Genomic DNA, 14,370 nt, shown 5'->3' with positions numbered 1-14,370 from the left:
ATACTTATGTGGGATCATGGTCCTTTGCGCCTGCGGTAAACAGCCACAGAACTACCTGTTTGATATGGGCAGTGAACAGCAGGCCGTAGCGCCGGGTTATACCCGCGTTACGCCTGTTATGCAATACAATGCGCAAAAGGGTTTTGGATGGCTGCAGGCGCCGGCCAGCACGTTTGATACTGCCAATGAAAAATTATACAGCCCCATTTTCCGCAGCGGCGTATGGGCAAAAGACAGCCTGGTATTCCGGGCAGATGTGCCGGCCGGTGATTACTTTATGATCCTGAGCCTGGGCTGCAAAGATTCTGTGAACCTGAAAATGACGGTGGCCGTGGATCACAGGTCCCTGCCGGATACCATTAACACGCCCCTGTACCGCTTACCTTACCATACCTTACGCCGGAAAATAACCGTGAAAGAAGCCAATACGGTCATAAGTATTAGGGGGCAGGGCACCCCGGTAGGTTTGTATGCGCTGGAATTAAGGCCGTGTACCCGTAACCGTGATATACAGTTTGATACGCCGCTGGAAGAAGATACTGCTGTGGTAAAAGAGTTCCTGCAACAGCCCGACAGTAACAATATAGCCTTTACCAACCAGGCAGATATGTGCCGAAAATATTTGCTGGCCTGCAAATATTTTGAGGGTGGCGGCTGGTCATGGGCAGTACACGAAACCGGGCTGAGTTTAATATACCGTATGAATGCCGCAGCCGGCCTGCTGGAGCAGGTAACCGCTGATGCGGACGATCCGTTGTATAACCGTGCCCTGTACCTGCTGGCGCGCACCTACTACTGGCTGGACCAGGAAGATGATAACAGCTGGCAGCAGGCAAAAGCCCGGGAGCTTTTTAAAAAATTACAGCAAAGCTACCCGGATAATAACCTGCTTAAAATGTATACCGGGCAAAAGGTAGCGGATACCTGTAATATACCGGCAGCCCCGCAAAACGCACCCTTATGGGCCGTGTATCAACGGGAAGTAATGTACCGTTTACTAAAGATCATTCACTGGTGGGTAGGCGTAAAACAAACTGCTAACGGAGAAATGGGCGGCAAATACGGGGACGATGTGGAAATGCTGCGCTGGTGGCTGCCGCCGGTGCTGGGTGCGGATGACAGCCTGGCCCGTGTGGGTTATACCCGCCTGGCAGATGGTGTATGGAACAGCGGCGTGCTGGAACGCGGCTTTGCAAAAAGAATAGATGATGTGGAACATGCCGCAGAGCTTTTCCGGGATACCCATCCCGGTATGTTCCTGATCAAATACGGTGATCCGGAATATGTAGAACGATGTTTGACCAGCATGCAAAATTTCAGGGATGTGTGGACCGGTATTACTTCCATGGGGCACCGGCATTTCCGTTCTTACTATTTATCCGCCACAGCGGTATCAGCATATTATCCATATGATGTGGATGTAGCTATGAATGCAAGGGCGCTGCTGCCTGGTTTATGGGCCGCCTGGTATAATAACAATCCTACCTTAATAAAGTTATTGAGTGAATGGGGACAGGCATGGATAACCGATGCCAACAGGGCCATCAATGGTAAGCCGGCGGGAGTGATCCCGTCGGCGGTGGCCTTTCAGGAGGATAGAATAGGGGGCCATTCCGCACAGTGGTATGACCCTCAGCTTACCTATACGTATTACAACTGGGATCACCTGGGGCATGTGAACGAGCTGCAATATTTGCTGGCAGGGTTATATGCGCTTACGCAAAAGCCAGTTTTTTTGCAGACCATTAATACGAATGCAAGGTTAATGACGCCGCCCCTGCAGAAAAAAGATACTACACCCGGCTCGCTGTACTGGGTGCAGCAACAGCTGCTTAGCGGCGGTATAGACCATGCAGCCGGCAGCAACCCAATGGGCAAGCTGTTTGCCATGGCGCGGCAGCTGAGTAACAGCAGCCGTTATGATACCCTGGTGGATAAATACGGCGCGCATTATAACCGGTATACATTGCATCATGATAAAAAAGTAATTGAACAGGGACTGGAAGAAATGCTGAACAGCTTACGGTACAATTTTCCTTTGCTGACCAGCGAAGTAAAGTTTACGGATCGCGTGTACATTCCCAATAACAGCTTGTTATCCGGTATGTACCTGGGGCATTTTGGCGCAGGGTATGAATATCCCAGCCTGCTGGCCTCCTGGAAAAATACCGGTAAGGATGTAGCCATTCTTGTGAATGGCGGCGACCAACATTTTTTACAGGCAACGTTATACAATTTTGAGCAGGAGAGAAGGGTACAATTACGTACCTGGCAGCTGCAACCAGGCCGGTATTGCGTAAGCACCGGTCTTGATAAGAATGGAGATGATAGCATGGATGAAGCGCTTAGCACTGATACCATTACTATTACAGAACGGGTGAAAGATCTTTCACTTACCCTGCCCGCCAGGCAGCTGCTGATAGTGGCTGTAAAACAGCTGCAGGCTTACCCCGGCAGCCCTGCACCTAAAGCAGATCCGGCACTTACCGCTAAGGATATTGTGATAAAACCAGGTGCCGGAAATAACATGTACGTGGTACAGATCACGCTGCATAATATTGGAAATACAGCAGCGGTGAACAGCCGGGTAAAATTTTATGTAGATGATGTAGTGGAAGATAGCACGGTGATCACTTCACTGGAAGCGCCTGATGATCTGCAGGCGCGTACACAACAAATATTGTTTCACTGGAAAGCGGCTGCTGGAAAGCATTTGGTGAGAATTAAAATTGACGGAGAACAACCTGAAATTACAGCATTGAATAATGAAGACGCATTATATTTCATGGTAGATGATAACACGAAAGAATAATATTTCTATGTTTTTTGTAATTTACGGGTACGTTACCGAAAAATTGTTTTATATTAGAGTTATCGAGTTTTATAGAGGAAGTTTTTCTTTTTTTGATCCGGAGTATTACACTAGATTGGGGGGACATTTTTAAATTACCGGAAGCGAGCCAACAACTAAATCAGCGAAGTAAAATTTAGGACATTAAGTAATGACTGTTTATAGAAAGATATTTCTATTACTGGCCATGCTATTGCATGGAATGTACGCCACGTGTATGATATTGCCCGTGCTGCCTTACCCGCAGCAGGTAAGCATAGGGCCGGAGAAAGTAGGTTTTCCCGCACAGCTGCGTTTACACGGTATAGGAACGGATGCGCTGATGAATGCCCGCCTGGAAGCACACTGGAAATTATTTGCCACTACCGCAAAAACAGGCGCCGGCCAGCCAGCTACAGTTAACCTGGTATTATTAGGGAAAGATAAAGGCGCAGATGCTTTGGTACGCCAGTATGCAGCAGCGGCCATCAAAACTATTGGGCAGGAGGGATATATACTGGTAATGAATGAGCAATACCGTTTCATTGCCGCCAATACGGAAACCGGTTTATTCTACGGTTTACAAACACTGAAACAGCTCACACGTGCCAGCTGGCAAACCGCGTTAACAATTGTTGACTGGCCGGCCTATAGCCGCCGCGTGATCTTTGATGATATCAGCCGCGGGCCCATTTCCACCGTATCCTATATAAAAGAGCAGATAACACGGATGGCGGAGCTGAAGATCAACTACCTTTCCTTTTACATAGAACATGTGGTGCAGCCGCTTTCCCACCCAGACTTTGCACCGGAGAACGGGAAGCTGACCATTGCACAGATCAAAGAGCTCTCGGCTTATGCAGCCACCTATCATATGCAGCTGATCGGCAGCTTTCAGTCGTTCGGGCATTTTGAAAAAATACTTTCACTGCCGCAGTACCGCTCCATGGGCGAAACATCCAGCTTAATATCACCACTGAGCGCCAAGGCGCGGCAGTTCCTTTCAGACGTGATCGGCGAGTTATGCGACGCCTTTAGCGCACCCTGGTTTAATGTGAACTGTGATGAAACATTTGGCCTGGGAAAAGGATATTCAAAAGCCTATGTAGATAGTGTGGGCGTAGCAAAATACTATGCGGACCACCTGCAGTTCTTATATGATGTGGTAAAAAAGCATGGCAAGAAAATGATGATGTGGGGTGATATTGCCCTGCAGCATGAGGAAGTGCTGGACCTGCTGCCTAAAGATGTGATCTACCTGAGCTGGGAGTATGGCGACCAGCAGAACTATGATGCCTGGACGCAACCTTTTGCCAAACGTAAGCTGGAGTTCATGGTATGTTCCGGGATCCTCAACTCTTACCGCATGTTTCCGGATATGGTAATGGCTAAAGCCAACATTGACGGCTTTTACCGGCAGGGCAAGCGGGATGGCGCTACCGGCGCTTTTGCCACTATCTGGGATGATGGCGGCACTTACCTGTTCTCTGCCGACTGGTATGGCGTGTATGTATCCGCAGAAAAAAGCTGGAACCTGGACACTGCAAACACTGCTTCATTTGACCAGCGTTATGAAACCTGCGCTTACGAAAGCAGCAACGGTAATTATGTGAAAGCGTTGTTTACATTAATGCAGCTGCGGGCATTACCGCTTACCTATAACCTGAACGATCAGCTATGGCAGCAGAAGATATTACCGGACAGCGGTAAAAAACTGATCCTGAACAATGTATCTGCCACAGAAGCTTTGCAGATCGTTAACGAGGCAGAAGGCTACATTACTGCGGCTAATCCGCACAGTCATGCAGCAGATATCAGCGCCTTACAATTTGCCATACAGCAATACAAGCTAATGATCACCACCCGCCTGATCATAGCAGATGTTGTTAAAAAATATACAGCGTCAACCCATATGCTCCGTGAACAGGCTGTAACAACCGTTACAGCCTGCGCGGATACTTTGCATGCGCTGAATGAGCGTTACAAAGCAGCTGCCCAGTGGTTTCAGCAGGCCTGGCTGCAGGAGAACCAGCCTTACTGGTTAAACGTGGTGATGCAGCTGTATGAGAAAAAGAGCAATGCCCTGGCTGCGCTGGAGCAGCAGCTGCGGCAGGCCGCAACGCAGGGCAAGCTGCCTCCCATTAACAGAACGCGCTTAAATATTATGGTTACAGACCGTACTTATTTTAAGAACTGGATGTTATGTGGTCCTTTACCGGTTAAAGAATATGGTGTGATACCCGGTTTTTTATATGCACCGTTAAAGGAAGAGGATGTACCGCCTTCGCCGGGAGATTTTATTCATTACCAGGATAAGATCTACCGCTGGCAAAAATTCCCTTCCATGGATGGAGGTATTGTAGACCTGGATGAGAACTATCACTATAAGGGCGGCGCTGCTATCACCTATGCTTATTGCCAGATCAAAACAGACAGTGCTGTTACAGTGACCGCATTCCTGGATGCCGCTAATAATGCAGTGCTGTACTGCAATGGCATATCCTGCAAAAGTACTGGCAGCGGTGCAGAACGCCAGTTACAGCTGCCGTTAAATAAAGGAGTGAACCATCTGCTCATTAAATTAGTTAATAACAGGCAGGCCCCCTGGAATTTTACATTCCGCCTGCAGGATAACATCACGGTCACCAATCATAAACATAAATACCAACTGAATGCTAAAAGCACCAAATATGAAGTGGATTAATAAAACGGTATTTACGGCCTGCATGGCAGGCGCTTTGCTGGGCGCTCAACAGGTGAATGGGCAGCTGAAGAAAGAGGAGATCATTACCGCTATTAATGAAACCGCCGGTTATGTATCCGGTGTACTGCTGGATGAGGAAGGAAAATCGCGCTGTGATTATAACCTTACAGAAGGCAAGTGGTATCCCTACGAAGTGCCCTGGCATACCGGGCAGGCAGTGAACGCGCTGCTGGCCGCTTATAAGGTTACCCATAACGAAGCTTACCTGGCTGCTGCTAAAAAAGGCGGTAACTACTGGATCAGCATGGAGATAAAAGATAATCCCAAGCTGAATGGCATGGTAAAGGCCATTCATGGCGATGTGCTGGGACCGGATTTTGTGGTGTTTGCCACCGTATCAGATGGTACCCCCGGCATCTATGAGCTGTCTAAAGTAACCAAAGATCCGAAGTATGCGCAGGTAGCTACCAACGCTGCTGCCTGGATGATGAAGAACATGTATGATAAGGATAAAGGCATCTGTTACGATAACCTGAACATAATAACAGGTGAGGTGCTGAAAGAATACAGCCCTTTCTGGAAGCAGAAGGCTATGAAGGACCAGGAGCTGTATGATGTATCCCGTCCTAACACCGAAGGCTCCCTGTTTAAGGATGCCTATGAATTTTCAAAGGATACAGCTTTCCGCAATGCATTCATTGTGCTGTGTAACAGCCTGCTGAAGCTGCAGGGGCCTGATGGGGTATGGATGCGGTTTATGCCCAATTCAGAAGAAGAACATTCCTTTCATCCCCGTTTTTCACTCTGGTATGCGGAATCATTGATAGAAGCGTATAAGCTTACCGGTGATAAAAAATACCTGGAAGGAGCTGCGCACACCGCCCGCACTTTTGCAAAAGCGCAGAAAAAAGACGGCACCATCTACTACGATAACTATACCAATGGCCGCGCTTCCGACAAAGGCTCTGCTACCGGTTCTGCAGCAGCGCTGGCAGGTATTGTATGGATAGCGCTGTCAGAAAACGGCTATAAGGAATTTGATAAGAGTATAGAAAAGTCAGCAACATGGTTAATGAAGAACCGCTATGCACAGGACCATCCGGATCCGAACCTGCGGGGCGCGGTGCTGGAAACCCGCACCCGTTCCAAAGAAGGGAAAATATGGCTCACCAACCGGGATATCGGGACCTCTTTTGCAGTAAGGTTCTTTGCAGATTACCTCGCGTTTAAGTATAAATAAGTAATGTCATTCATTTTATCAATCCAAAACTATCAGCAAATGAAAAAAGGTATCCACAAGCCGCTATTGCCGGTATTTTTACTGGCGCTGCTGATGTGCTGCGTATTCCACGCTTCCGCGCAACAAACCATTGGCAATATTAAAGGCCAGATCACCGACACCGATGGGAATGCCCTGCCTGGCGCTTCTGTACAGGTAAAAGGCACTACCCAGGGCGTATCTACCAACACGGCCGGCAATTTTGAGCTGCAGGGCATCAAGGCAGGCAGCCATACCCTGGTTATTAACTACATGGGCTATACGGCGCTGGAAGTACCCGTAGAGGTAACTGGCGGTAAAACCGTGGTGAAAGATTTCAAAATGTCGTCCAAAGCCACCAACCTTTCTACCGTAACAGTGTCCAGCGTAATGGAAGGACAGCAAAAAGCGCTGAACCAGCAAAGGAATGCTGATAACATCAAACAGGTGGTATCTGCAGATGTAATGGGCCGCTTCCCGGACCTGAACGTAGCAGAATCCATGCAGCGCCTGCCAGGTGTTACCATTGGCCGTAACAGCAGCGGGGAAGGTTCTACCGTGCAGCTCAGAGGCACTCCCGGCAACTTTACCAACATTAATGTAAATGGCGAACAGATCATGGGCACCGGCGAAAATGGCGAACGTAACGCCACCCTCGACCTTATACCTACCAACGTATTATCTTCCATGGAAGTAATAAAATCCCTCACGCCCGATCTGGACGGCGATGCCATTGCCGGTGCTATTAACATGAAATCTCCTACCGCCACTTCGCTCAAAACCAAGCTGTCAGTAGATGCCGGTTTGGGTTATAACGGCTTACGCAAGAAGTCGAACGGTATTGGCAACCTGGCTGTAGGTAAACGTTTTTTCCAGGATGAATCCAATCCTAACGGCCGTTTAGGCATCATGTTAACAGGCAGCTATTACCGCACCACCAATGGTTATGATGAGGTGAACGCGCAGGTATGGCAGCAAAAGGATTTTGGCGGCAGCAAAGGTGAAATTTACTTTCCCACGGATGTGCGCTACCTTTTTGTAGAGAATCAGCGTAACCGTACCGGCGCATCCGCTACCATTGATTATAACTTTAGCCCGGTGACCAGCATTGTGGCTAACATTATGTACAGCGATCGTGATAATGATATTACCCGTTACCGCAAGCGTACCCGCATGCAAACCAGCAGCACCACCTTTAATGATGAGACGGGGGAATTTGTAACTACCAAAGGCCGTTCTTACAACGAAGTGAAAACTGCTACGGAAGATAACATGAATATTAACTACAACCTGCAGGGCGAAACACAGATAGGCCGCGTAAAGCTGGATGCAGGCGTGTTTTACAGCAATTCAAAATTTGAGAACCGCGCCAATACCTTCAACTTTATTACCGGTAATATTCCCCTGCACACCGCCGATATTTCAAGCGATTACCTGCTGGCTGCCGGCACCGACTGGCGCAATGATCCATCCCTTTTTACCTATAATACCATTGAACGGGATTACTGGAATACAGAAGGTAAGAACCTGGTGGCCAAGCTGAATGCGCAGATCCCTTATAAGATCGGTAACAATGCAGCCATCTTCAAAGCAGGCGCCAAGGTAAAACGCATGCATAACCAGCGTTACAAGCTGCCCAATACCATTGTAAGCTCTTATACCGGCGACAAGGCTGCAGGTAATCTCAGCAACTTTTCCGGTCTTACCCAGGTAGATGATCACCTGCTGGATGGTAATATGAACTTTGGTTTGGGAGTAGACCGTGACAAAACGATCAGCTACTTCAACGAAAATGAGAACCTGGACAATGGCATTTTCACTCAGGATGCTTCCGGTACCCGCATTAGCCAGGACGCTTATTACTATGATGCCGTGGAAACCGTTACCGCCGGTTACCTGATGAACCGTATCCAGTTCAACAGGGTAATGCTGCTGGCCGGTTTGCGCGTGGAAAGAACCTCTGTGGATTATAAAGGCAACATCATCACACAGGATGCAGATGAGCTGTGGGAATCCACCACGCTTACGCAGAAAAAGAACAGCTATACCCGTTTCCTGCCCAACATCCAGGCCAAATATGATCTTACAAAATCATCCCTGATCCGCGGCGGTTTAACATTTGGTTATTCCCGTCCCAACTTTGTGGACCTGGTGCCGGGCCGTATTGTCAGCATCCTGAGCGAAACACTCACGGATGGCAACCCGGAGCTGAAGCCTGCATTCTCCACCAACCTGGACCTGATGGCGGAAAAATATTTATCTAACCTGGGCATTCTCTCTGCCGGTCTTTTTTATAAGAAGATCGACAAGTTCCAGTATAACAGCGTAACCACGCTTAACGGTAATGAATTTGACGGCGCCGATAAATATACCAACTGGCGTTATTACCAGATCCTGAACGGTAACACAGCTAATGTATACGGGTTAGAGCTGAATGCACAGGCTAACCTCACCTTTTTGCCCGGTTTCCTGAAAGGCTTCACCGTATTTGCCAACTATACTTACAGCCATTCCAATGCAGATGCCCAGTTCCGTAAGGACCTGCGCCTGCCGGGCCAGGCTACACACACGGCCAACGCATCCCTGGCATACTCACTGAAAGGTTTTACCATTCAGGGTAACCTGAACTACAATGGATCCTACATTGTAAGCCTGGGTGAAGATGCAGAAACAGACGTGATCCGCGATGCACGCACACAGATAGATGCCAACGCATCTTACCAGATCAGCAAACGGTTTACCATATACGTAGAAGCGCAGAACCTTACCAATGCGCCGCAGCGGGCCTATTTCGGGCAAAAGAACCGCATCTACGAAAAACAATTTTATTCCTACTGGGGACGGGCAGGTGTAAAATTCAGGATGTAATTGTAATCCCATTTAAGACACAAAATATAACGTAAAACCATGACAGAGTTATTAGCGGAACAGTTAAAAGTACAGATCTACGAGAGCAGGAAAGCCATGGGGCAGGCAGCTGCGGAAATGGCAGCTGCCTGCATCCGGGAACTGTTACAGACGCAGGGAACAGTGAACATTATTTTTGCCGCAGCAGCATCCCAGAACGAATTCCTGGAAGCGCTGGTGCAGCAGAACATTAACTGGCAGCAGGTGCAGGCTTTTCATATGGATGAATACACCAGCCTGCCGGAAAATGACAGCCGCTTGTTCGGCATTTTCCTGAAGGAAAGGATCTTTGGTAAGGTGCCTTTCAAACAGGTGTACTATCTTAACGGGCAGGCTGCAGACCGTGCCGCAGAATGTGAGCGTTATGCAAAATTGCTGCAGCAATACCCGGTGGATATTACCTGTATGGGTATTGGCGAAAACAGCCACCTGGCCTTTAATGACCCGCATGTAGCGGATTTTAACGATCCGCAGCTGGTAAAGATCGTGGACCTGGATGAAGCATGTAAGCAGCAGCAGGTAAATGAAGGCTGTTTTGAAAATACAGCACAGGTACCCGTAGATGCGTTTACGTTAACTATACCGGCCCTGCTGAAAGCGCGTTACATTTTTTGTATGGTGCCCGGTACCTCTAAAGCAGAAGCAGTATTTCATACGCTGAACGATGATATTTCAGAAGAATATCCATCCACCATCCTGCGCACACATGCCAACGCAGTGTTGTTCCTGGACAAACCCAGCGCAGAAAAGATCGTAGCTGCAGGCACAGCCCGCTGATTATTAGCTGAAGAAGCATGAAATTTAATAGCAGGAAACCTTAAAAAACATATACATGGAACAGCCTTTAATTGAAGACCTGTCAGTGTATCACCAGCTGACCAGCAACTTGTTCAAATGGCCGCAAACCGCCGCTGAATGGGAGCAGTACCGGCTTTCAGATGAGCAGGTAGCGCATTTTAACGAGTACGGTTATGTGAGTAACATAAAATTGCTGGAAGAATGGCAGGTGGATCAGCTGAACGGAGAGCTGACAGGCATCACAGATCCTGCGCATCCCGGTAATGAACTGTTTTACGAGTTTGCCTCTAATGAATCATCCGATGCTAACACGGTATTATTCCATGCATTGGGCGCCTGGCGTATTACAAAAGGGTTTCACGATATTTTGTGGAACCCTGCTTTTGTAATGGCAGCCAGCCAGCTGCTGGGTAATAAGGCCGTACGTTTCTGGCACGACCTGCTGTTTTGCAAACCCGCACGGCATGGCGGGGTAGTGGCCTGGCACCAGGTTTATTCCTACTGGACACGTACCACTCCTTTGCAGCATTTAACCTGCTGGGTAGGGCTGGATGATGCCACTACGGAAAACGGCTGCCTTTATTACGTGCCTTACAGCCAGCACTGGGGTTTGCTGGACAAACCGGAGCTGGCGGGCGATATGGAAGGCGTGCTGGATTACCTGACGCCGGAACAGAAAGCTGCTTTTAAACCCGTTCCTATTGAGCTGAAGAAAGGTTACGCTGCGTTCCATCATCCTTTAATGGTGCATGGATCATATGCGAATAAATCGGAGCATTCCCGGCGGGCATTTGTGCTGAATGTATTTGCAGACGGTACTTTGTCCGATTCAGATAAGGAGCTGCTGCCTAAAACGCCGGGCATACCCAAAGGAGAAAAAATGAAAGGACAGTTTTACCCGCTGTTATTTGACCCGGCGGCACAGCTGTAAACGGATCAGCAACCCGACTAAAAGCTTTAGATGAAAATATTATTCTTTTGCCCCCGCTGGGGGCATGCACATGTACCCTGGAATGTATTTGCCCAACAGGTAAAAGCAGCCGGGTACGACGGCGTGGAGACAGATGTACCGGCTGATGAAAAGGAGCGGGAGCAGCTGCTGGAAACACTTGCAAAACACGGCCTGCTGCTGGTAGCACAGCACTGGGAAACCGTAACGCCGGATTTCGACGTGCACCTGCCGGCTTATGTGGAAAGACTGCAGCGTATGGCTGCTGTATCACCTGTATGCATAAACTCACAAACCGGGCGGGACTTTTTCACCATGGAGCAGAACGGGCAATTAATAGATGCAGCGGCGCAGGTGGCTGCAGCAACAGGTATACCGGTATACCATGAAACGCACCGCAGCAAATTCAGTTTTGCTGCGCATGTTACTGCTGCATACCTGCAGCAATTTCCCGGCCTGCAGCTAACGCTGGACCTTTCCCACTGGATAGCGGTAGCAGAAAGTTTTTTGCAGGAGCAGCAGCCGGCCGTAGCGCTGGCTGTTAGCCGTACGCGTCATATTCATGCCAGGGTAGGACATACCCAGGGGGCGCAGGTTAGCGACCCGCGTGCACCGGAATGGGAAGCCGCATTACAGGTGCACCTGGATTGCTGGGATGAGGTAGTGCGCATAAACAAACAGGCCGGCCTGCAGCAGCTAACGGTAACGGCTGAATTTGGGCCACCCCCTTATATGCCGGTGCTGCCTTACACACAGCAGCCGGTGGCCAGCCAGTGGGAAATAAACCTTTACATGAAAGCCCTGCTGAACAGCAGGTATAATCATAACCCGTTTGCATGAAAAAGGAGAACCGGATCACCGAATCGCCCTCGCCTTACCGGCATATAGAGCAGATGTCTACAGAGGAAATTGTGCGCTCCATTAATGAAGAGGACCAGAAAGTAGCGCTGGCAGTAAAAAAAGTATTACCTGCTGTTACGGCGCTGATAGAAGCCGCCTCCTTACTACTGGTAGCAGGCGGACGTGTTTTTTATATGGGCGCCGGTACCAGTGGCCGTTTAGGCGTGCTGGATGCCAGTGAGTGCCCGCCTACCTATGGCGTGGATGCAGGTATTATTAACGGGCTGATGGCCGGCGGGGACGCAGCGCTGCGTTTTGGGATTGAAGATGCAGAAGACAGTTATGAAACCGGCTGGCAGGACCTGCAAGAGCATAACATACAACCCAATGATTTTGTAATAGGCATTGCAGCCAGCGGCACCACACCTTATGTAGTTGGTGCTTTGAAGGAATGCCGTAAAAATAACATCGCTACAGGCTGTATTGTATGTAACCCCGGATCGCCGGTGGCCAGCTATGCGGATTATCCCATTGAAGTAATAACAGGCCCGGAATTTATTACCGGCAGCACCCGCATGAAAAGCGGCACTGCACAGAAAATGCTGCTGAACATGATCTCTACCGCCCTTATGATACGCATAGGCCGTGTGTTTGATAACCGCATGATGTACATGCAGATCACCAATGAGAAATTAACGGACCGTGGCACGCGTATGTTAATGGAAACCGGCGGCATCGCTGATTATGAAAAGGCAAAAGCATTGCTGCTGCAATATGGCAGCGTGCAGGCGGCATTAACCAACCTGTAAATAAACGGAATGGCAGTAGCAGTAAGCATACAAGACAGCACCACTACCGGTAGCGGCTATAGGAAGAACCTGCTGCTGATCGGGATCTTCTTTTTTATTTTCGGGTTCATCAGCTGGATCAACGGCACTTTAATCCCTTACCTGAAAATAGCCTGTGAGCTGCAGGAGTGGCAGGCTTACCTGGTTACTTTTGCTTTTTATATTTCCTATACGGCCATGGCCATACCGGCCAGCCGTTTGTTGCAGCAAACCGGTATGATCCGGGGCATGAGCGCCGGCTTATACATTATGGCAGCCGGCTGCTTATTGTTTGTGCCGGCAGCGCTTACCCGCAGCTATGGCCTGTTCCTGACCGGTTTATTTTTAACCGGTGGCGGGCTTACACTATTGCAAACAGCCGTTAACCCTTACGTTACTTTACTGGGCCCTGCGGAAAGCGCGGCCCGCCGTATCAGCATTATGGGTATTTGCAATAAGGTGGCCGGTATACTGGCCCCGCTGATCATGGGCAGCATTATCCTCAAAAATTCAGGGGGCCTTATCAGCGAGCTGGCGCAAATGAACGAAATACAAAAAAAGCTGCGGCTGGATGAGCTGGCGCATGATGTAATACTGCCGTATTGTATACTCACTGCCATACTGGTGCTGGTAGCAATTTTACTGCGCTTTGCACACCTGCCGGATATTAAACCCGCAGCGCCGGAAACCGCTGCCACTGCGCCTGTTACCGGTAGTATGCGTTTTCTGCCGGGGTTTACCGCCATCTTTTTTGCCGTAGGTGCAGAGGTGCTGGCCGGTGATACCATCGGCAATTATGGCCTGTACCACGGCATTAGCCTGGATATAGCCAAGAACTTTACCTCCTATGCATTGTTTTGCATGATGGTAGGTTATATTGCAGGTGTGTGGGCCATTCCGCGTTATGTATCGCAGCAAAAAGCTTTTTATGCATCTACCTGGCTGGGGCTCATGCTAACGGTGCTGGTTATACTATTACCTGCAAAAGCCTCTATTGCAGGCGTAGCCTTGCTGGGGCTTGCCAACGCCATGTTATGGCCCGCCATCTGGCCACAGGCATTAAAAGGGCTGGAAGGTAAAGCGCTGGCCCGTGGCTCCGCAGTGCTGATCATGGGCATTGCCGGCGGCGCGCTGATGCCTTTATTATATGGCTGGCTGGCAACTATTTTTAACAATCAATACGCTTATTGTATATTAATACCGGCATACGGGTTCCTGATCTATTACAGCAATGCAGGAAAGAAACAAGCTAAATAA

The 14,370-nt window shown here is 49.1% G+C and carries 9 protein-coding genes; all 9 read left to right on the top strand.

Annotated elements, in window-relative coordinates; genetic code table 11:
• The first annotated feature begins 16 nt into the window (after positions 1 to 16).
• The 9 genes from KVT36_RS08270 (at position 17) to KVT36_RS08230 (ending at position 14,370) form a co-directional block, all read left to right on the top strand.
• The gene (locus KVT36_RS08270) at positions 17 to 2,812 is read left to right on the top strand and encodes a CARDB domain-containing protein (RefSeq protein WP_217603019.1); all 2,796 of its coding nucleotides are present in this window, start codon (positions 17 to 19) and stop codon (positions 2,810 to 2,812) included.
• A gap of 190 nt (positions 2,813 to 3,002) precedes the next feature.
• Positions 3,003 to 5,534: a glycoside hydrolase family 20 zincin-like fold domain-containing protein gene (locus KVT36_RS08265; RefSeq protein ID WP_217603018.1), complete on the top strand. Its 2,532-nt coding sequence runs from the start codon at positions 3,003 to 3,005 to the stop codon at positions 5,532 to 5,534.
• On the top strand, positions 5,521 to 6,774 hold the full coding sequence (locus tag KVT36_RS08260) for a hypothetical protein (protein WP_217603017.1): 1,254 nt from the start codon (positions 5,521 to 5,523) through the stop codon (positions 6,772 to 6,774). The genes KVT36_RS08265 and KVT36_RS08260 overlap by 14 nt, the downstream gene beginning before the upstream one ends.
• 39 nt (positions 6,775 to 6,813) lie before the next feature.
• Positions 6,814 to 9,660: a TonB-dependent receptor gene (locus KVT36_RS08255; protein ID WP_217603016.1), complete on the top strand. Its 2,847-nt coding sequence runs from the start codon at positions 6,814 to 6,816 to the stop codon at positions 9,658 to 9,660.
• Between the two features lie 39 nt (positions 9,661 to 9,699).
• Positions 9,700 to 10,476, top strand: a complete 777-nt coding sequence (locus KVT36_RS08250; RefSeq protein ID WP_217603015.1) for a 6-phosphogluconolactonase — start codon at positions 9,700 to 9,702, stop codon at positions 10,474 to 10,476.
• A 55-nt stretch (positions 10,477 to 10,531) separates the two neighbouring features.
• Positions 10,532 to 11,428, top strand: coding sequence for a phytanoyl-CoA dioxygenase family protein (locus KVT36_RS08245; protein ID WP_217603014.1), 897 nt, complete (start codon positions 10,532 to 10,534; stop codon positions 11,426 to 11,428).
• Between the two features lie 30 nt (positions 11,429 to 11,458).
• A complete protein-coding gene (locus tag KVT36_RS08240) occupies positions 11,459 to 12,286 on the top strand; it encodes a sugar phosphate isomerase/epimerase (protein ID WP_217603013.1) in 828 nt (275 codons plus the stop codon).
• Positions 12,283 to 13,095 (top strand): N-acetylmuramic acid 6-phosphate etherase, encoded by an 813-nt coding sequence (gene murQ, locus KVT36_RS08235; protein WP_217603012.1) that lies wholly within the window; start codon positions 12,283 to 12,285, stop codon positions 13,093 to 13,095. Before KVT36_RS08240 ends, murQ begins: the two co-directional genes overlap by 4 nt.
• 9 nt (positions 13,096 to 13,104) lie before the next feature.
• Positions 13,105 to 14,370 (top strand): sugar MFS transporter, encoded by a 1,266-nt coding sequence (locus KVT36_RS08230; RefSeq protein ID WP_217603011.1) that lies wholly within the window; start codon positions 13,105 to 13,107, stop codon positions 14,368 to 14,370.

It is taken from the genome of Chitinophaga sp. GbtcB8 (assembly GCF_019091455.1).
Classification (GTDB): Bacteria; Bacteroidota; Bacteroidia; order Chitinophagales; family Chitinophagaceae; genus Chitinophaga.
This window is presented reverse-complemented; position numbering and strand designations above follow the sequence as displayed.